The following is a 20,546-nucleotide window of genomic DNA, read 5'->3' as shown; positions in this document are numbered from 1 at the left end:
AACTTTAAATATATTAAAATGGAACTACTTTATTTAATATTTTCCTCAGAAAGATCTTTATATACCTATTATCCAATTTCATTTAACCATTTTTAAACAAAAAACCTTCAGAAAATCTGAAGGTTTTTACTTTATGCTGTAAAAATTATTTCTTTAAAAACTTCACGTTCTTATCGTTAATTTTAAAAATATACGTTCCCGGAACCAATTCTGAAATATTGATTGATTTCTCAGGCTGATACGTTCCCTGTCTTACCAATTTACCGTCTGTGAAATAAATCGTAAAATCTGTAGGCTTTGTAATGCCTTTTAAATTCAGTTCATTTTTAGCAGGATTCGGATATAAAGCAAATTCTTCTTTAACTAAATCTGCGGTTCCCAGTGTGTTATCCTGAGTTACCGTAGAATTTCTGTCCAGAATCTGATATTCATAATTAAATTCTACACTTGCCACCGGAAATGTTACCGACTGCGTAAAATACTGGTTGTTGGTCGTATTATTCAACGCAAAATAAGCAACCTGTCCTCCTGTTCCGTTTACTTTGATCGGTAAAGGCATTTCGAAGAAACTTACCGTTGAACTGCTTTGCGTCTGAGATGCTCTGAAAGTAACGGTATTTCCTACCTGCTTCCAACGGATGTCATACGTAGGATAACCCTGTCCGTAAATCCAGTCGTTGAAGAATTCTGTAAAATCTTTTCCGGTAGACGTTAATAAAGACGCATTAAAATCCTGAGTTTTCACATAATTATAAGCCAAATTTGGTCTGGAATGGTATTCCTGAATTGCCTGATAAAATGCAGCATCTCCCAAAATCCATTTCAGCATTCTCAGCACATACGCTCCTTTTGAATAAGACAATCTGCTGTTGAAAATGGTTCCTACACTGTTAAGATTGGCATCAGCAACATAAACACTTCCTGTTGGCGAACCTGTAACAAAGTTTTTCTGAGTCAACAGATAATTTAAAAAGTCTGTGCTCGTCATCAGCAATTTTTCATTCGCAACATGTTCTCCAAACGTGGCAAAACCTTCATTCAGCCAGATGTCGTTCCACGCTCCGCAGGTTACTTTGTCGCCAAACCACTGGTGAGCCAACTCATGAGCAATGAGACTTCTGCTCCATCCCGCCATGGAAGACATGGTCTGATGTTCCATTCCGCCACCCGCCTGAAATTCCATATGTCCGTATTTTTCATTTCGGAAAGGATAAGGTCCGAAGTAGGTTTCAAAAGTATTCATCACGGTTTTTGTCCAGTCGATGTTATTCATACTTGTCGTATTCGTGGACGTTGCAGGAAATATATAATTAATGAACGGAAAAGGAGGATTTCCCATTGTATCCGTTAATTTTACGAAGTTGGTGATGGAAAGAGCGATCAGATAAGCTGCAGTCGGATACTGAGTTCTCCAGAACGTCAGTTTCTGACCATTGCCTAAAATGGTTTCAGACATGGGCTTTCCGTTGGAAGCAACGCTGTATTGTGAAGGGGTGGTTACTTTTATATCTACTCTTTCAATTTTGTCGTTCAGACTCTGTTTTGTAGGAAACCAGTCCTGCGCTCCGTAAGGTTCATTTAAAGTAGATAAAACTGCGGTTCCGCCCTGTGTTCCGTTAAAAAAGGCATTATTGGTTGTTGCCGGAGCTCCTGAATACGTAACTGTTAAAGAATCCAGAACATTTGCCGCAAGAGCAGACTGAAAGTTGATTTTCAGTTCTTTGGTAGACAACTGCTGAAAAGTAAGCGGCGTTCCGTGATACTGCACTCCCGAAACCGTCATCTGATTATCCAGATCAAAATAAATAGAGCTTAAACTCTGATTGGGTTTGAAATGAGAAGTTACGGAACCCGAAACATTATACACCGCCGGATTAATAGTAAGATCCAGCCTCTGATACTGGAGATCGTAATTCAGGGTATTCGGGTTGACGTTTCCGACCGCCATTTTGTGAGCGAAAGATTTCATTTCCTTCGCCATCATCGCTTTTCTTTCGATATTTTCATTCTGAGCGTTTAGTTGCTGAAAAGTAAGCATACCCAAAACTAAAAAGTAAAACTTTTTCATATTCAATTTAAAAAATATATCAAAGATATTAAAAAACCTTCCAATCGATGATTAAAAGGTTTTATTATTCGTTAAATTTTAACAATTCTATAAATCTAAAGCAGGTTCAAGAATTTTTTCCATTCTTTTCTTTACCATGTCTACAGAACCTGCGTAATTGTTCACCATTAAAGAGAAAACCAGCGTTTTTCCTGTATTCGTTTTCATGTATCCTGCTAATGTTTTTACTTTATTCAGTGTTCCTGTTTTTGCAAAAACCTGTCCGTTTCCAAGTCCGTTGAACATTCTTTTCAACGTTCCGGACTGTCCCCCAATCGGTAATGAATTTAAATATGTTTTGTAATATTTTTCATCCATTAAAGAGGTTAAGAATTTTGCCTGAGCAATCGGCGTTACGTTATTGCTTCTCGAAAGTCCGCTTCCGTCGATATAATTTAAACCAAGCATATCGAAACCTTCATTTTTAAGATGTTCCGTTACTACTTTTCTTCCGGATTCTGTGGTCTGGTCTCCAAGACTCTGAAAACCAACCGTTTTTAACAATGCTTCAGCAAGACCGTTATCGCTGTGCTGATTGGTATAATAAATAATATCCGCTAAAGTAGGTGATTTATACACGGAAACTAATTTTCTGGCTTCAGGATTCGCATCCGTCATTTTAGGAGTTACTTTCCCTGTTACAGAAATTCCGCTTTTTACGAGAGTTGTTTTGAAAGAGTTTGCAAGATAAGCCGGAGCATCGGGTAATTTTGTTGTTAAAATTCCGTCGCCTTCGTATTTATCTGCATACACCATCTGGTTGTTGTACGGAGAAACGTAGAAAAATTTCTTATCGGTTGAAAAGTTGTTTCCTTTCTTTACAATCAGTTTTTCATTGGCAGGATTGATCTCTTTCGTTGTACCAATAAGCAAATAGTAATTATTGTTTTCCAACCACACAACATTTTCCGGAAGCTTCGAAATATTGCCTTTGAAAAGCGCTGTCTGTATAATAATATCCCCATTTACCTTTTTGATTCCCTCACGAGAAAGTCCTTCTTTGAAATCTGTAATAATGTCTCTGTAAGCCCAAGCTCCGCCTTTATTGGTTCCTAAAGAAGGATCTCCGCTTCCGACGATGTAAAGATTTCCGTTTAACACTCCGTTTTCGTCCACTGTTCCTGAATATTCTAATTGGGTATTCCAACGATAACTTTCGCCCAGCATATTCATTGCCGTTTCGGTAGTTAATAATTTCGTTGTAGAAGCTGGAACCAAAGGAGTATTTTCGTTATACGAAGAAATTACTTTCTTCGTTTTCGGATCGTACACTACGAATCCCCAAGTTGCATTTTTCAGCACAGGATCGGTCATCATAGTGTTTACATTAATGTCTACAAGTTCTTTCGGCGACAAAATAGTTTTTTCCACCATGGAAGTGATGGGAGAAGGTAAGTTTAAACTGCTCTTCTGATTGTCGTAAGCCGGAGAATACAGAACTGTAGAAACGGTAGATTGTGCAAGAAAAAATCCTGAAGCCAGTACCGCAACACCTGAAATATACTTTCTGAAATTTACCATCTATTTTTCTTTTGCTATAGTTTGGATGGTTTAAAAATCAACGGGTTAAATTGAAAAGTAAAACACCAAACATATAATCAACGATCAAATGTAGAAAATATTGTTGTATGGCAGTTCAGTAGACTATTATAAAAAGAGTATAAAGTTTGTTAAAAATTGTTAAAAATCTACAAAAACATCTTTTCTGATGCTGTGGTACGCTGTAATTTCATCGAATTCTTTCAGACTTGCTAAAACCCTTTTTTTATACTCTTCATACTTTTTTCCTTTAGGAAGTTTCAGCATGATCTGGAACTGATAGAGATTGTTAAGTCTCGCAATCTGAGCTTTTTCCGGACCCAGAACACAATCTTCGGGAAGATATTTTCTAAGGATGGATCCTAAAAATTGGGAAGCGCGGTTAGCTTTATCCTCTCTCCTGTGCTTCAGTTCTATCATAATCAGCTTTGTAAAAGGCGGATAATGGAATTTCTGGCGTTCCGTTAAAATATATTTGTAAATTTTCGCCGGGCTATTCATTTTAATTAACTGAAAAACAGAATGATCCGGATTAAAAGTCTGTATTAAAACTTTTCCTTTTCCGGAAACTCTTCCCGCTCTTCCGGAAACCTGAGTAATGAGTTGATAAGCTCTTTCTTCGGCTCTGAAATCCTGAACATATAGCAAGGAATCCGCTTTCGGAATAGCAACCAGCTCGATGTGATCAAAATCCAGACCTTTTGAGATCATCTGTGTTCCGACAACAATGTCTGTCTCTCGGTCTTCAATTTTTTCGTATAATTTTTCGTAGGCAAATTTCTTTCTCATGGAATCCACATCCATTCGGTCCACTTCATGATCGGGAAATAGTTTGGAAACTTCTTCATGGATCTGCTCTACTCCTACTCCTCTTTCGTTCAGGTTTTCGGAATGACATTTCGGGCAGACTTTGGGTTTTGATGCTCTCTGTCCGCAGTAATGGCATTTCATTTCATTAGCAGCTTTATGATACGTCATCACCACATCGCAGTTGGAACAGTAGTTTACGTAACCGCAGGTTTCGCATTCCACAACATTGGCGTAACCACGGCGGTTGTGAAGAACAATTGCCTGATTTTTTTCTTCCACCACTTTTTTAATCTCGTCAATCAACTGCAAAGAAAAATTTCCGGATACTTTTTTGGATTCCTGAGCTTCTTTAAAATTAATGAGTTCATACTCAGGAAGATTGACATTTCCGAAACGTTCTTCCAGAAAAACGTACTTCATTTTATCTTTTCTGGCGTTGTAATAGCTTTCTACGGAAGGTGTTGCAGAGCCTAAAATGACTTTTGCCCCATAAAAATTTCCAAAAACCAACGCCGCATCTTTTGCATTGAAATAAGGAGAAACTTCTCTCGGACGGTACGCAGAATCGTGTTCTTCATCCACAATAACCAACCCGACATTCTGAAAAGGTAAAAACAGAGAATTCCGTGTTCCGATTAAAATTTTAATATCATTCTGTCTGATTCTTCTCCAGACTTCCACCCTCTCAAAATCTGTAAGTTTCTGATGGTAAAACCCAAGTTGTCTTCCGTATTTTTTTTCTAATCGTTGAGTGATCTGTTTGGTTAAAGAAATTTCGGGAAGTAAAAACAGTACATTTTTTCCTTCGCTGATGCATTCTTCGATCTTTTCTAAATAAATATGTGTTTTTCCGGAAGAAGTTACTCCGTGAAGCAGGACATTTCTCCCTTCTTCAAAGGCTTCATCCACTTCATTTTTCGCTTCTTTCTGGGCTTCCGAAAGTTCTTCGATCTCTTCTATTTCACCTTCATAACTTTCGATACGGTCTTTCTGCATATAATATTCTTCGACCAGATTTTTATCTGCCAAAGCCTTAAAATGCGAACTTCCGAAATATCCGTCTTCAAAAAGTTCTGATTTTTTGATGGGTAAATCAGGATTTTCGGTCTGTTTTTCTAAAATATGGAGAAAAAGGTCTTTCTGCTTTTGCGCTCTTTTTAAGGATAAAAGTATTTCCGTAAGATTTTGCCGCTGTAAAACCTCATCATTGATTTTTACGTAGGCAACTTCTTTCGCTCTGTATTTTTCGGCAATTTTCTCGTCGATTTCAATGTACTGCAAATCGATTAAAGAATTGACAGTTTTAATGATATCTTTCTTGGGAATAAAAGCTTCAATATCAGTCAGATTAATTAACTGCCGTACTTCCAAAGCCTGTATGAGATACATTTCATTGACATCGAGGTTTTCAAAGTCAACTTTTACATTGGGTTTTAACTTTAAATATGTTTCACTTTCGAGTTTCAGGGAAGAAGGAAATGCAAAACGGTAAATTTCTCCCAAACCGCACAAGTAATAGTCGGAAAGCCAGTTCCAGAAGTTAATCTGCTCCTGCGGAACAATCGGCTGATCGTCGAGAAGACTGATAACTTCTTTTGCCACAAAAGTTTCAGGTGCATTGTTGTGAAGTTCAAAAACGATTCCCGTATAGATTTTTTTGCCGCCAAAAGGAACCAAAACCCTCATTCCTGTCTGAATTCCTGTTTGCAGTTCTTCGGGAACTTTATAGGTGAAAGATCCTTTTAGATTTAACGGTAAAACAATCTGGGCGTAATTCAAGGGAAAAATTTAAAGTGTAAAATTAATTTTTTCTTTTGTGAACTGCAATTTTTTTGATGGTGTGTTTTTATGGGATACTTTTAAACGCAATGACCGCTAAGATTTTCTTTAAATGATTATGTATATTTTTCGTTCGCTAAGGCGTTTCACTCAGCAAATGAGATGATATATTTAAAGCTTATTATCAAAAGCAGTTTTGATTCTTTGGGAGCAGAATCTGTGTAGAAATAAGAATAAATCTATCCATCAATCCGTAGGATTGATATCTGCAAATACGATAAATTGTCTAAAGATAGCGTTCCTACGGAACGCCAAACGCCTTCGAATATGATGTCTACACAGATAAAACTCTATAGAGTTTTCTACCATTTTACTTTAAACAATTTTTATAAAAATGAACATCAAGTTTGTCGTTCTGAAAGAATCTAAACCATACAAAAGTTTCAAAGTTTATCGGTTCAATTGGAGATTATTTCGTCGTGTTGCTCGTCGCCATGAGTTTTTATTTAGCCCGTAACCCAAAAGATACAGTGGAAAGCCGGAAAAGCTCCAAAAAAAATGTTGAAGCGTTTGAGAGTTTAAGAGAGTTAAGTTTTAGTCCAATGTGAAAATTCATAATCAAAATTGATTTTAACCGAAATTTAGCATACGTTTTGGCTAAAGCCAATTGTTATCTTAATCATTAAAATAGGATAAATCCCTATTGATGTTTTTGTATTGTTTTTACATCGAACTCACGTTAAAATAATAACCTTCTTTTACCCACTAAAAAAGTAATCGATAATGTAAAACCAGACTGCGGAAGTAAAAAAAGCCGCAATAATACTGAAGCCGATCGTTAAATTGGTAAGTTTTGTATTTAATCGGTACTGTTCCGCAATAATGCTTGAGGTAACGACTGTAGGCATTGCCGATTCGAAGATGGTAATTCTGGCAATATTTCCTTTTATTCCGAGTAAAAGTGCTAATCCGAGCGTTATTGCCGGAGCCAGAATAAGTTTGTAAAACATGGAAACCGACATTTGGGGAATCAGTTTTTTCCAGCCATTGAATTTCAGTTGTAATCCGACTGAAAATAAAGCCAACGGACTAACTGTAGCTGCCAGTTTATCGAAAAAAGGTTCTGCAGGAGTGAAATCAACGAATTGAGACAAAACCAAAGCAGCGACACAGCCAATTAAAGGCGGAAAGGTAACGAGTCTTTTCAGAATAAATGCTGCGCTGATCTTTCCTGATTTGCTTCCGCCTTTTAAAGCCGCAATAATTCCTAATGTTGAAAGTGCAAAAAACATGGTCTGATCACAGATAATGGCAATACTCAGTAAACTTTCTCCGTAAAAAGCCGAAATGAGCGGAAAACCGATAAACGAAGTATTGCTGTAGCCGCTTACGAGTTCCAGAGTGCTTCGGGAACGCCGTGAATAGCCTTTGCTTTTGCTGTAAAACATCATAAAGAAAAAGCAGAAAACCGCTGTAAGAAAAGTTGCCACCACCGGAAACAGCATTTCTGCTGACCAGTGAACTTTCGGTAAATATTTGAATGAAACCGCCGGAAGTGCAAGATAAAGAATCCATGTGTTGATTCCTTTATGCGCATCGGGATGGATGGATTTTGTTGCCTTGAAAACCATTCCCGCGATAATACACACTGCAATCAGAACAAAATTTACCATAGTTTTGAATTATTGTGCAAATTTACGGTTGATAATGATTAATAATCGTTTCGAAATATTTTTTTTAAAATAAAAGGTAAAAATTTCAAAAATAAAAAGATGGGTATAATAATAAACATTGTAGACAAACTCAGAAGTTTTAAAATAAAGTTTTGTTCTATTATTTTTTGTTTTTTATCCGACAGTTTCCAGATTGATGGATAAAAACTGCCTAAATTTTCAAATTTAGCTTTTGGGGTGAAGAAAAATCTATTTGGATTTTTTGTTTCGTCATATTTCCTGTCATATACCACAAATTTCTTATCGTAATTATTATGAGAATAAATAGTAAAACTTCTGGTAATATTAGATTTCACAATAATATTGTCCATTTTATCAATACCTATCCTGAAAGATTTTCCATAATTATTGACTTTTATAGATTGTATAAAGTTGCCTTCACGATCAAACTTTTGAATTACAGAATAAAAACTATCTCCAATGTATACGTTTTCATGACTATCCACCACAAAACCGTTAAAATCACTGAATGGCAATTCTGTATTAATCTTAAAGTTTGTCTGTGTGACACATATTCCGGAAAGTAAAACAGTACAGAATACTAAAAACAACCAATCAGAAAACTTTTTTATCAATTTCATAAAAATCAATTCATCGTATCAAATAAGCTCATCACCTCTATTTTCTCCAATGGTTTTGAAAGGGTAATTCTTTTGGATGTTTTTGGAAGCAAATCGAAAAAATTATCGCTGAAATGGGTATCTCCCATCAGATAAACGTCTTTTGCCAAAACATCTGTGGAAATTTCAATTTCAGTCGCAGATATTTTCCTGATTTTAAGGGCAGGTTTTGTTAATTTTAAATCTTTGGGTTTTGCGAAGAAATAGTTGCTTTCGGCAATTACCTTTCCGTTGGTATCTTTTAAAGTCAATTTTAAAAACGTTTCATTTTTATTGGAATCAGGAACCAGATTTTGAATTTCGATCGGATCGAATGGTATAATTTCTTCCAGTGTTTTTCCATTGGGAACTGTTGTTATTTCGTCTAAAACTTTCCCTTGAAAATTAATAACCTCTATTTCCACAAAAACATCATCAAATTTTCGTGCCTGATCATTAATGGCATAAAAAGTAAGTATTCCATCTTTTTCTTCCACCAAAATCACCTGATTTTCAAAGCTCCTTTTCACCTGATAATGCAATGCTTTCCAGTTTCCTAAATAATCTATGGAAGACCACGAAACCACAGGCCAACAATCGTTCAATTGCCAGTATAAAGTTCCCATATTGTAAGGTTTCGCTCTGCGGTGCGCTTCAATGGCAATCTGCATTCCGCGAGCCTGAAGCAACTGCGAAACATAGTTATATTTCACAAAATCTGTCGGAACTTTATAATCACGCTTCATGTAATTTTCAATAATTTCCCAGCCTCTGGAATGCTTTTCATGAGCTTTTATGGTTCCATTTTGTAAGCTTAAATCAGGATTTCCTGAAAACATGGATTTTGTGGTTTCCAACGTCGGCATTCCCTGAAAACCGTATTCCGAAGCAAAACGCGAAACTTTTTCATTGTAAATTTCAAACGGCTGTTCTCCCCACCAAACGCCCCAATAATGGGAATCGCCTTCCGTAAGGCTTTCTTGATGTCCCCATCCGATGGACGGCGAGCTTTCCCAATAGATTTGCTTATCACTTGTTGCATATTTTTTAGCAGCGTTCGGAATTACTTCATGAAAAATTTTCTTGTAATCCTTCCAAACCTGTAAAGAATCTTCTTTTGAATATTTAAATTGTTTCTGATACCCCCAATTGACAATCGCTTCATCAATTTCATTGTTTCCGCACCATAAAGCCAGAGAAGGATGATTCTGAATCCTTTCGATCTGATCTTTCACTTCCAATTCTACATTTTTCTGAAATTTCTCATAAGACGGATAAAAACTTCCTGCAAACATAAAATCCTGCCACACCAGAATTCCATTTTCGTCACAGGCTTTGTAGAATTCATCATCTTCGTAAATTCCGCCTCCCCAAACACGGATCATATTCATATTCGCATCTTTACAGGCTTTGATAAGCTGCTGATATTTTTCTTTCGTTATTCTCGGAGAAAAACTGTTGCCCGGAATCCAGTTGGTTCCTTTGGCATACATTGGTTTTCCGTTTACTTTGAAATAAAACGATTTTCCTTTTGCATCTTTTTCCTGGATTAATTCAACTGTTCTCAGTCCGATTTTTTCAGATTTTTCAGCAATCATTTTTGAATCTTTTTGTAAAGAAACTTTGATATCGTATAAGTTCGGATCGCCCCAACCATTGGGTTGCCATAATTTCGGATTTTGAATCTGGTAAGGAATTGAAATTAAATTCAATCCGGATTTCAAAGAAATATTTTGAGATTTTCCGTTAATTGAAAAACTGTATTTCCCTTCTTCTGTAGTGAAAATTTTAGCATGAATATTTAAATCCGCTTTTTGCTTTGTTAAAATTTTTTGTTCAATTTTTATATGATCAAGCCTAGCAATGTTCCAGAAATTCAATTTAACGTCTTTCCAGATTCCTGCCGTCACTAATCTTGGTCCCCAATCCCAACCGAATTGATATTGCGCTTTTCTCACAAAACTTCTCGGAGATTCCGGCATGGTGAAAGGAACTTTTTGGGCTAATTCTTTTCCGACATTTACCGCAGATCTGAATTTTACCTGTAAAATATTTTCACCTTTTTTTAAACTTTGTTTAACCGGAATTATCCATTTTCTGAACATATTATCTGTCGATTGAATCAATTTTCCATTTAAATAAATTTCAGAAAAAGTATCCAATCCATTAAAAATCAATTCAATATTTTGATTTTCTAAATCCTTTGAGGAAATGTTAAATGATGTCTGATAATCCCAGTCTTCATTTTCTATCCATTGTACTTTTTTTTCGTTTTCGTCCTTATACGGATCGGGAATGATCTTGTTATTCATCAAATCCAAATGAACGGTTCCCGGAACTGAAGCAGTCAACCAATTATTCTCTTTAGCATTTTTAAATTTCCATTTTTCAGAGGATAAATTGTGCTCAAAGAATTGTGCGTTGGTCAAGATTTGTAGGAAAAGGAAAGTAAAAAGTATGGATTTTTTCATTAAGAGATTGATTATTAGTAAAATTCAAACGCTTTGTCATTCTGACGAAGGAAGAATCTCAACATTTATATTTAGATTCTTCACTCCACTCCGTTTCATTCAGAATGACAAACTCGACGTATATTTTTAGTTAAAATTTCATATTACTACTTATTCTTCAAAGCAACAATCTCCTCAGAATTCGCAAAAGCTCCACCGTCCGTAATCGCAGAAGAATGAAAATATCCGGCTTTTGTAAACTCCCTGATTTCTTCGATATTGGATGACCGAAGTCCGCCACCGACAAGAATTTCTATTCTGCCATTGGATAACTCTACTAATTTTTTAAGATGTTCCTTTCCTTCCGAAACATTGGGTTTCTGTCCAGAAGTAAGGATGGTTGTAAAGCCGCAATCAATGACTTTTTCCAATGATTTTTCCAAATCTTTCGCACGGTCAAAGGCACGGTGAAAAGTACACGGAAGAGGTTTTGCCAGTTCAACCAAAGTTTTATTCTGTTCAATATTCACATCATCATTTTCATCTAAAATTCCGAACACGAAACCGTCTACGTTTAAAGATTTTAATTGAACGAGATCTGATTTCATCTGCTCAAATTCTTCATCAGTGTAAGTGAAATCTCCGCCACGAGGACGAACCATTACAAAGATCGGAACATTGATTTTTTCTCTAAGCTGTTGTACGGTTTCAAAATCAGGCGTGGTTCCGCCTTCGCTTAATCCGTCACACAATTCTATTCGGTCTGCACCGTTTTCAAAAGCGATTAATGCAGATTCCGGATTGAAGCACGCTATTTCTATTTTTGACATTTTTTTAATTTAAGTTTTGGCTAAAGCCAATGGATTTTTTATTTTGAAAAACGGGCTAAAGCCCGTTCCTATTGATGATTACATCTATTTTAATGCAAAACCTGGTTTTTCCAGACGGTTTCCTTTCTGGTCGTACACCGCAAAATTAAACCCATCCTGAATGCAGTAAGAGCCATATTCCCCTTTTTTATTGAGGGCAATAAAACCCACCTGAATATCCTTCAGATTTTTATTTCTACGCTGTGTAATTTTTACAATTCTTTCAACAGCTTCTTTACAAGCCTGTTGCGGCGTTCTTCCCTGTCTCATTAATTCTACCACCAAATGCGTTCCTACGGTTCGGATCACTTCTTCACCATGTCCGGTTGCCGTTGCTGCACCCACCTCATTGTCCACAAACAAACCTGCCCCAATAATCGGTGAATCTCCCACTCTTCCGTGCATTTTGAAAGCCATTCCGCTTGTTGTACAGGCTCCGGAAAGATTTCCGTTCGCGTCTAAAGCGATCATTCCAATCGTGTCGTGATTTTCAATATTGACGATCGGTTGATATTTGCTGTCTTTCAGCCATTCTTTCCATTCTTTTTCGGATTCGGGAGTGAGAATATTTTCTTTTTTGAATCCTTGTGAAACGGCAAATTGCAAGGCTCCATCTCCAACCAGCATTACGTGAGGTGTTTTTTCCATTACTGCCCTTGCTACGGAAATCGGATTTTTAATATTTTCAAGACAGGCAACAGAACCGATATTGTAATTTTCGTCCATAATACAGGCATCCAAAGTAACTCTTCCGTCTCTGTCGGGACGACCGCCATAACCTACACTTCTCTCTTCCGGATCATTTTCCACAAGGCGGACTCCTTTTTCCACTGCATCCAAAGCTCTTCCTCCTTTTCCGAGAATCGTCCAGGCTTCTTCATTGGCTTTTAAACCGAAATTCCATGTGGAAAGAACGATCGGTTTATTAATGATTGTATTGTTGTTTTCAGTCTGATTTTTAGCTAACAGATCCAACGGATTTACCGCTAAAGCCAGTGAAGCGACGGCAGATTTTTTCAGAAACTTTCTTCTACTTTGCATACTCAGATTTATTTGGCTCCAAATTAAGGATTTTTCGCATGAACATGAAATAAAAAAAAGCGGTAGATTTCCTACCGCCCAAATGATTTTATTGAAATTAATGAGGTAATTTTTCCCTGAAATATCCGTAAACCCAAGTTCCGAAAATGGCACTCAGCAAAGTGATGATAACGGCAAAAGCTCCGGTTCCGATCTGTGCGAAAAGCGGTCCGGGACATGCTCCTGTTATGGCCCATCCAAATCCGAAGATCAGTCCTCCGTAAATTTGTCCTTTATTAAATTTCTTCGGAGCAATGGAAATTTTTTCGCCATAAATGGTTTTGATATTAAATTTTTTAATGATCAATACGGAGATCATTCCCGTTAAAACGGCACTTCCGATAACGCCGTACATGTGAAAAGACTGTAACCGGAACATTTCCTGAATCCTGAACCAGCTGATAATTTCTGCCTTTACAAATACAATCCCAAAAAATATTCCAATGATCATGTATTTTAAATTGTGATACCATTTGTGATGAAGCTGACTTTCGTTGGTACAAATGCTGTCCTGATGTCTTATCTCTTTTTCCTGTTTCATTTTTAAATTTTAAAGTGAAAGAATAATGGGCAGAATAACATTTGCCATTAAAAAACCGCCTGCCATAAAGCAGATTGTTGCAATCAAGGAAGCACCCTGAAGGTTGGAAAGTCCCATGATGGCGTGTCCGCTTGTACATCCTCCCGCGTAACGCGTCCCGAAACCTACCAAAAAGCCACCGACCACCATCATAATAAATCCTCTTACTGTAAAAAGACTGGTAAAATTCATGAGTTGTGTCGGAACGAGATTGCTGTAATCTGTAATTCCGTAGGTTGCTAATTCTGTTTTGAGATTATGGTTAACGGTAATTTCTTCTGGGTTCATTAAAAATTGGGCTGAAATCATTCCGCCTAAAAAAATTCCGAAAACGAAAAATAAATTCCAGAGTTCTTTTTTCCAGTCGTATTTAAAAAAGCTGATATTTGCAGGAATACAGGCCGCACAGATATGTCTGAGTGATGAACTGATCCCGAAAGATTTGTTTCCCAAAATCAGCAAAGTAGGAACAGTAAGCCCGATTAACGGTCCTGCGACGTACCACGGCCAAGGTTCTTTTATGATTTCTAACATTAAGTATTTGTATTAAAACTGTTTTTATTCTGATTAATTATTTTAACGTGAGTTCTATGTAAAGATTGCAAATAAAATCGACTTCAGCAGAAATTGACCTACTTTTTGGATTTAAACGCCAAGAACGCTAAGCTTTCTTTTTAAAATAACTCTGTTGATTTTTAAGTTCGCAAAGGCGTTAACACTTATTGAAGACCACAAAGATTTTTATTCTGACTGATTTTGGATCTTCAAAGATCTTTTGTCTCTTTCGTTGTTAAATCTATTTTAAAATTTTACTCTGGCAAACAAAATTACTTACCGGAACTTCAGTCTGTGAAATGGCACTGAAACCGCCTTCAATTTCACTAAAATTACGGTAGCCTCTTGCCTGAAGAATACTTGCTGCCATCATGCTTCTGTAACCTCCTGCACAGTGCAGATAAAAATGTTCCGCCGGATCGATTGAGCTTGTCCAATCGTTGATGTAGGCTAAAGGTTTGTTGAAAGCTTCATCTACGTGTTCTGCATGGTATTCACTTTCTTTGCGGACATCAATAATTTTCGCTTCTTTTTCTTTAATTTCCTGTTCAAATTGCTGTGCTGAAATTCTGTTAACGGAATCTATTTCTTTCTCGCTGTCTTTCCATGCTTCGAAACTGCCTTTTAAAAATCCGAGAACATTGTCAAATCCTACACGGCTTAATCGGGTCACGGTTTCTTCCTCTTCATTTTCGTTGGTAATGAGCAGAATCGGCTGTTTTACATCCACAATCAAAGCTCCTACCCAAGGTGCAAAATCGCCATTCAGTCCAATATTGATGGATTGCGGAACAAATCCTTTCGCGAAGTCTTCGTTATTTCTTACATCCAAAATCAAAGCACCTGAATGTTCTGCCATTTCTTCAAATTCATCAGTGTAAAATGCCTGTAAACCTTTTGACAATACCTCATCGAAACTGTCGTAGCCTTTTTTATTCATCGCCACATTCATTCCAAAATAAGCCGGAGGCGGAAGAAGTCCGTCTGTTACTGCTTTGATGAAACTTTCCTTATCTTTCTGATTCAGTGCGTAATTGGTTTTCTTCTGGTTTCCTAGTGAATCTACTGTTTCTTTCTGCATATTTTTTCCACACGCAGAACCCGCTCCGTGTGCCGGATAAACGGTAATGTCATCATCCAAAGGTAAAATTTTGTTGTAAAGACTTTCATAAAGCAAACCCGCCAATTCTTCCTGCGTCATGTTTGCTGCTTTCTGCGCCAGATCGGGACGGCCTACATCGCCTAAAAACAAGGTATCTCCGCTGAAAAGTGCCGTTTCTTTTCCGTTTTCGTCAATCAGTAGAAAACATGAGCTTTCCATGGTATGACCGGGTGTATGAAGGACTTTTATGGTGATACTTCCTACTTGAAAGGTCTGATTATCTTCTGCAATAATGGCTTCAAATTCAGGTTTTGCAGTTGGTCCGTAAACAATTGATGCATTTGTTTTTTTGCTTACATCTAAATGTCCGCTTACAAAATCTGCGTGAAAGTGGGTTTCAAAAATGTATTTCAGCGTAACGTTATCTTTTTCAAGACGCTCAATATAAGGCTGGGTTTCTCTTAGCGGGTCTATAATTGCCGCCTCACCGTTGGAAACAATATAATAAGCTCCCTGTGCAAGACATCCTGTATAAATCTGTTCTATTTTCATTTTTTATGATTTTAAATTTTACTTATTTTTTCTGATACAAATTTCCGGGTTTAAGATTTTCTGTACCGCTACTTTTGTTACAGAAGGATTTTATTTTTTGAACGCAAAGTCCAATAAGATTTTTTAACTATTATGCTTTTGGGGGTTCACAAAGCCACTAACTCTTATAAGAGATTGGATTTCATGTTTTTTTTAATTAAAATTAACTTTAACCGAAATTTAGTATAAGTTTTGGCTAAAGCCTATTATTTTCTTGATTATTAAAATGGGCTGAAGCCCATTCCTATTGATATTTTTGTACTGTTTTTACATCAAACTCACGTTAAAACACTATGTCCCCAAAGATTTTTTAACTACTATGTTTTTTTGCGTTTCACAAAGCCGCTAACGCTTATAAGAGATTGGATTTCATGTTTTTTTTAATTAAAATTAACTTTAACCGAAATTTAGTATAAGTTTTGGCTAAAGCCTATTATTTTCTTGATTATTAAAATGGGCTGAAGCCCATTCCTATTGATACTTTTGTACTGTTTTTACATCAAACTCACGTTAAAACACTATATACCCAAAGATTTTTTAACTACTACGCTTTTTTGAATATCACAATGATGCTAACACTTTTAAATGATTGGACTTTATGGTATTTTATTTTCTAAATTCAGAAATTTAAACTTTGACATTTTTTCCCCGAATCTTTCGCAGCCCGACCTGAGTGGAGCTCTTTTTGTTTTTTACAAAACAAAAAGACTGGGAGCCCTTCGATAAACTCAGGATAAACTACAGGCGGAAACAGCTGCCTTAATAAAGAAAAAACTACAAAAAAAGTTCTTTAACGACGATGTACATTCCCATCACAAGAATGAACCATCCGAATGCAGGTTTGAGTTTTTTTCCGTCGATTTTTTTGGATAACTGCGAACCGATGATGATGCCTACAATGGCAATTGATGAAATGGTGGTTAGTAATTTCCAATCGATTTTCACAGCATCCATTGATGAGAAAAATCCGATGAGGGAATTGAGCGAAATGATAACCAGCGAAGTTCCGATGGCTGCTTTCATTGGAGTTTTGAGCAGATTAACGAGTGCGGGAATGATCATAAATCCGCCTCCTGCTCCGACTAAACCTGTTAAAATTCCGACAACAGATCCTTCTCCTGCTGCCAAAAGGGTACTGTTTTTCTGTAAATCTGATGTTTCAGTAACACAATCTGTAGTTTTCTGAATCATTTTGTAGGATGCCAAAATCATTAATCCTGCAAAAATCAAAAGCAACAGAATATCTTTGGTTACCACAAAATTGCTGACCGTAACAACTTCATCGGGAATTAAGGGTACAATATAATTTCGCGTCAGGAAAATGGAAATAATAGACGGTATTCCGAAAACAAGTGCGGTTTTAAAATTCACCAATCCTTTTTTGAAATAGGAAACTGAACCGACCACACTGCTGATTCCGACAATAAAAAGGGAATATTCTGTTGCCAGAAAAGCGTCTAATCCGAAAAGGTAAACCAAAACGGGAACGGTAAGAATGCTTCCGCCACCACCGATTAACCCTAACGAAACTCCTATTAAAACAGAAGCGAGATATCCAAAAATTTCCATGTTTTCAACTTTACAATGCAAAATTGAAGATATTGGGAAAGGTGTACCGCTACTTTTGTTACAGAAGGATTTTTTATAACGTGTTTTTTTAAGTTTGCGAACTCGTAAGATTTTTTTTGATCGCGAAGTTCACGAAGCTTTCTTGACTAATTAATGCTTTTAAGTTCTCGAAGTTACTTCGACAAGTTCAGCATAAACTATTCACTTAGATAAGATTTCGAAGAATTTTGTCTAATCTTTCAAAATCGTAATTTTATTTCGTCCGAGCTGGAGTTTTCCGGAGTCTTCGAGCTGTTTCAGGAGCCGGGAAACAACGACTCTGGCTGTTCCAAGTTCGTTGGCAAGCTGTTCGTGGGTGATTACGATGGTTTTGGAATTCAGAATTTCGGATTTTTTATGGAGAAGATTCAGCAGTCTTTCATCTACTTTTTTGAAAGCGATGGCATTGATGATATCCAAGAGTTCTTCAAAACGTTTGTGATACAGCCTGAAGATATAATCGAGCCATTCAGGATATTCTTTAATAAACAATGAAACCTTGTCAACAGGAAGAAACAGGATTTCGGTATCTTCTTCTACTTCCGCTTTTACGATGCTTTTTTCGTTGTGCATTCCGCCCAGAAAGGACATGATGCAGCTTTCTCCTGCTTTGATGTAGTAGAGAAGAATTTCCCGATCGTCTTCTTCGGTGCGGATCACTTTCATCATCCCTTTCATCACAATCGGAATTGAACGGATGGACGAATTTTCATCGAGAATAATATCGCCTTCCTGATAAGTTTTCGTTACTCCGTATCTGTAAAGCTTTTCCACCAGTTCCGGCGAAGAAGTAAATTCTGAAGAAAGCACTGAATCCTGCATAATAAAATTTCTAAGGCTAATTTACGCCAATTTCGTCAACAAAAAGCCATGCTTTAGAATCTGCACCCGGATTTCCCGCAGGAATAATCCCTGCATTTTCTATTTTAACCTTAATGTATTTTGAATTTTGATTTCCTACATTCACTTTAATTTTTCCTTTTGCTGAAAGGATTTCTTCTTTTCCGACTTCTTTGATTAACTTAAAATCTGTTCCATTGTCTGACACAAAAATCTGAGCCGATTTTGCGAAATGAATCCAGCTTCCTTTGTTGTCTAAAGTATTGAAATAGACTTCCGAAAACTGAGTTTTCTGTCCGAAATCAATGGTTGCGACCATATCTTTTCCATTAAAACCGAGCCATGTTTTTCCCAATTGTTTTTGGTTTCCAGTAATTCCGTCGATTAAAGTAAAAGCTCCGCCGAAAGAATAATTTTCGCTCGGTTGCTCTTCCAAAGTGATTTTTTTACCTGTTGTTTTGGATATCGTGAAACTTTGTGAAGATATGGCACTTTTCAGTTTTCCGTTTTCGAAATAAGCCGATTTTACCGTCATTGATTTTGAAATCTGAACAGGATTTTTATAGTTCTGAGAATTGGCAGAAGGATCCGTTCCATCCACTGTATATCGTATTCCACCCGGATTCTGAGAGGTTGAAAGTTCGTAAGCTACTCCATTTTCAGAAGAAATTACTTTCCCTGAAACATTGTAAATGCTTTTGGCGTAATTCACTCCCATTTTATCCAGATTTTTGAATTCATTTACTACTCTTCCTTCAAATTCCTTATAATTTTTAGGATCAGCAGTTCCCCAACCTACTTCCGAAAGCGCCAGTAATCTCGGGAAAATCATATACTGAACGTGTTTGAAATCGAGAATATACTCCGTCCATAAATTTGCCTGAACTCCTAAAATATATTTTGCCTGTTCAGCATTCAGTTCTTCGGGAATCGGATTGTAAGAATAGACTTTATCCAAAGGCGTAAATCCTCCGAAAGCATTGGGTTCCGTCGCCGGATCTCCCTGATAATGATCAAAATAACAGTAAGAACCGGGAGTCATAACGGCAAAATGACCGGATTTGGCAGCTTCAACCCCGCCTTTAATTCCTGTCCAGCTCATAACTGCAGCATTCGGAGCCAGTCCGCCTTCAAGAATTTCATCCCAACCGATAATTTTTCTGCCTTTTGAATTCAAGTATTTTTCAATTCGTTGGATAAAATAGCTTTGCAGACCATGTTCATCTTTCAGGTTATTTTTTTTGATTAATTCCTGACAATGAGGGCATTCTTTCCATCTCGTTTTCGGGCATTCATCGCCTCCGATGTGCATGTATTGCGAAGGAAAAAGAGCGATTACCTCATCTAAAACATTTTCCAAAAATGTAAAAGTTTCCTCTTTCGGACAGAAAACATCATCAAAAACGCCCCATTTTGTAGCCGGTTCAAAAGATCCTTTTGTACAGGCTAAATCCGGATAAGCGGACAATGCAGCTAAAGCGTGACCCGGCATTTCAATTTCGGGAACTATAGTAACATGTCTTTCCTGAGCGTATTTTACGACTTCTTTAATCTGATCCTGCGTATAAAAATACGGTCCGTAAGGTTTTCCGTCGAAGGTATTGTCAACATACGCTCCAATCATCGATTCTTTACGTTTTGAACCGATCTGCGTTAATTTCGGATATTTCTTGATCTCAATTCTCCAGCCCTGATCGTCCGTTAAATGCCAGTGAAACGTATTCAGTTTATACATGGCGAGATAATCGATGTATTGTTTCACTTCTTCAACGGTGAAAAAATGTCTGGAAACGTCCAAATGCATTCCTCTCCATTGAAATTTTGGGGAATCCTGGATTTCGAGAGCGGGAATTTTTCCGTCTTCTGAGGTTTTTATTAATTGTAAAAGAGTTTGAATGCCTTGAAAAAGACCTTCAGGGTTCTTTCCAATAACCATCATCATTTCGTTGCTGATATTTATAATGTAATTTGAATTAAACTCTCGTTTATTATCAATTTTTAAATCTTTATTTAACAGTAGCGAAATAAAATTTGGTTTTGTTTTTTTTATGTTTTCAGATGAATTTTTTGGATAGATTTTTTTAAAATTATCAATAAAATATTTGTATTCATTAGATTTTTTGTCTCCCACGAAAAGTGTATTCACGCTTACCTCGAAATTCCCTGTTTTTAATTCAACCTTTTGCGGATAGGGAATTAAATTTAATCTGGTTTGAGTAAAAAAGAGACTTGAAAAAAGCACAGAAAGTATCAGTAAAAAATGCTGCATTTTGTGGATTTAAGATTTAAGCGAATATACTTATT

14 protein-coding genes are annotated in these 20,546 nt (G+C 36.7%); all 14 read right to left on the bottom strand.

Going from position 1 to position 20,546, the window contains the following annotated elements:
• Positions 1-145: 145 nt before the first annotated feature.
• On the bottom strand, positions 146-2,068 hold the full coding sequence (locus tag PFY09_RS20280) for a M1 family aminopeptidase (protein ID WP_271160904.1): 1,923 nt from the start codon (positions 2,066-2,068) through the stop codon (positions 146-148).
• Between the two features lie 87 nt (positions 2,069-2,155).
• Positions 2,156-3,628, bottom strand: a complete 1,473-nt coding sequence (dacB, locus tag PFY09_RS20275) for a D-alanyl-D-alanine carboxypeptidase/D-alanyl-D-alanine endopeptidase (RefSeq protein WP_271160903.1) — start codon at positions 3,626-3,628, stop codon at positions 2,156-2,158.
• A 159-nt stretch (positions 3,629-3,787) separates the two neighbouring features.
• Positions 3,788-6,235 carry a replication restart helicase PriA gene (gene priA, locus PFY09_RS20270; protein ID WP_271160902.1) on the bottom strand — a complete coding sequence of 816 codons (2,448 nt, stop codon included), beginning with the start codon at positions 6,233-6,235 and terminating at the stop codon, positions 3,788-3,790.
• 758 nt (positions 6,236-6,993) lie between these two features.
• Positions 6,994-7,908, bottom strand: coding sequence for an AEC family transporter (locus tag PFY09_RS20265; RefSeq protein WP_271160901.1), 915 nt, complete (start codon positions 7,906-7,908; stop codon positions 6,994-6,996).
• Between the two features lie 38 nt (positions 7,909-7,946).
• Complete coding sequence (locus tag PFY09_RS20260) at positions 7,947-8,549, bottom strand: NHL repeat-containing protein (protein WP_271160900.1); 603 nt, start codon at positions 8,547-8,549, stop codon at positions 7,947-7,949.
• 5 nt (positions 8,550-8,554) lie between these two features.
• Positions 8,555-11,038, bottom strand: a complete 2,484-nt coding sequence (locus tag PFY09_RS20255) for a beta-mannosidase (protein ID WP_271160899.1) — start codon at positions 11,036-11,038, stop codon at positions 8,555-8,557.
• 146 nt (positions 11,039-11,184) lie between these two features.
• The gene (locus PFY09_RS20250) at positions 11,185-11,847 is read right to left on the bottom strand and encodes a copper homeostasis protein CutC (protein ID WP_271160898.1); all 663 of its coding nucleotides are present in this window, start codon (positions 11,845-11,847) and stop codon (positions 11,185-11,187) included.
• An 84-nt stretch (positions 11,848-11,931) separates the two neighbouring features.
• Positions 11,932-12,927 (bottom strand): isoaspartyl peptidase/L-asparaginase family protein, encoded by a 996-nt coding sequence (locus PFY09_RS20245; RefSeq protein ID WP_271160897.1) that lies wholly within the window; start codon positions 12,925-12,927, stop codon positions 11,932-11,934.
• Between the two features lie 97 nt (positions 12,928-13,024).
• Complete coding sequence (locus PFY09_RS20240; protein ID WP_271160896.1) at positions 13,025-13,507, bottom strand: DUF6691 family protein; 483 nt, start codon at positions 13,505-13,507, stop codon at positions 13,025-13,027.
• Between the two features lie 9 nt (positions 13,508-13,516).
• Complete coding sequence (locus PFY09_RS20235) at positions 13,517-14,080, bottom strand: YeeE/YedE family protein (RefSeq protein WP_271160895.1); 564 nt, start codon at positions 14,078-14,080, stop codon at positions 13,517-13,519.
• 262 nt (positions 14,081-14,342) lie between these two features.
• Positions 14,343-15,755 (bottom strand): MBL fold metallo-hydrolase, encoded by a 1,413-nt coding sequence (locus PFY09_RS20230; RefSeq protein ID WP_271160894.1) that lies wholly within the window; start codon positions 15,753-15,755, stop codon positions 14,343-14,345.
• An 813-nt stretch (positions 15,756-16,568) separates the two neighbouring features.
• The gene (locus PFY09_RS20225) at positions 16,569-17,363 is read right to left on the bottom strand and encodes a sulfite exporter TauE/SafE family protein (RefSeq protein ID WP_271160893.1); all 795 of its coding nucleotides are present in this window, start codon (positions 17,361-17,363) and stop codon (positions 16,569-16,571) included.
• 231 nt (positions 17,364-17,594) lie between these two features.
• On the bottom strand, positions 17,595-18,224 hold the full coding sequence (locus tag PFY09_RS20220) for a Crp/Fnr family transcriptional regulator (RefSeq protein ID WP_271160892.1): 630 nt from the start codon (positions 18,222-18,224) through the stop codon (positions 17,595-17,597).
• A 16-nt stretch (positions 18,225-18,240) separates the two neighbouring features.
• Entirely contained in the window at positions 18,241-20,511 is a 2,271-nt protein-coding gene (locus PFY09_RS20215) for a glycoside hydrolase family 20 protein (protein ID WP_271160891.1), read from the bottom strand.
• Positions 20,512-20,546 lie beyond the last annotated feature (35 nt).

Source organism: Chryseobacterium gambrini, assembly GCF_027920505.1.
Taxonomy (GTDB): domain Bacteria; phylum Bacteroidota; class Bacteroidia; order Flavobacteriales; family Weeksellaceae; genus Chryseobacterium; species Chryseobacterium gambrini.
This window is presented reverse-complemented; position numbering and strand designations above follow the sequence as displayed.

Coding starts and splice junctions, on each gene's coding strand:
- PFY09_RS20280 (WP_271160904.1), bottom strand. CDS start 2,068: ATGAAAAAGTTTTACTTTTTAGTTTTGGGTATGCTTACTTTTCAGCAA.
- dacB (WP_271160903.1), bottom strand. CDS start 3,628: ATGGTAAATTTCAGAAAGTATATTTCAGGTGTTGCGGTACTGGCTTCA.
- PFY09_RS20265 (WP_271160901.1), bottom strand. CDS start 7,908: ATGGTAAATTTTGTTCTGATTGCAGTGTGTATTATCGCGGGAATGGTT.
- PFY09_RS20260 (WP_271160900.1), bottom strand. CDS start 8,549: ATGAAATTGATAAAAAAGTTTTCTGATTGGTTGTTTTTAGTATTCTGT.
- PFY09_RS20255 (WP_271160899.1), bottom strand. CDS start 11,038: ATGAAAAAATCCATACTTTTTACTTTCCTTTTCCTACAAATCTTGACC.
- PFY09_RS20250 (WP_271160898.1), bottom strand. CDS start 11,847: ATGTCAAAAATAGAAATAGCGTGCTTCAATCCGGAATCTGCATTAATC.
- PFY09_RS20245 (WP_271160897.1), bottom strand. CDS start 12,927: ATGCAAAGTAGAAGAAAGTTTCTGAAAAAATCTGCCGTCGCTTCACTG.
- PFY09_RS20240 (WP_271160896.1), bottom strand. CDS start 13,507: ATGAAACAGGAAAAAGAGATAAGACATCAGGACAGCATTTGTACCAAC.
- PFY09_RS20235 (WP_271160895.1), bottom strand. CDS start 14,080: ATGTTAGAAATCATAAAAGAACCTTGGCCGTGGTACGTCGCAGGACCG.
- PFY09_RS20230 (WP_271160894.1), bottom strand. CDS start 15,755: ATGAAAATAGAACAGATTTATACAGGATGTCTTGCACAGGGAGCTTAT.
- PFY09_RS20225 (WP_271160893.1), bottom strand. CDS start 17,363: ATGGAAATTTTTGGATATCTCGCTTCTGTTTTAATAGGAGTTTCGTTA.
- PFY09_RS20220 (WP_271160892.1), bottom strand. CDS start 18,224: ATGCAGGATTCAGTGCTTTCTTCAGAATTTACTTCTTCGCCGGAACTG.
- PFY09_RS20215 (WP_271160891.1), bottom strand. CDS start 20,511: ATGCAGCATTTTTTACTGATACTTTCTGTGCTTTTTTCAAGTCTCTTT.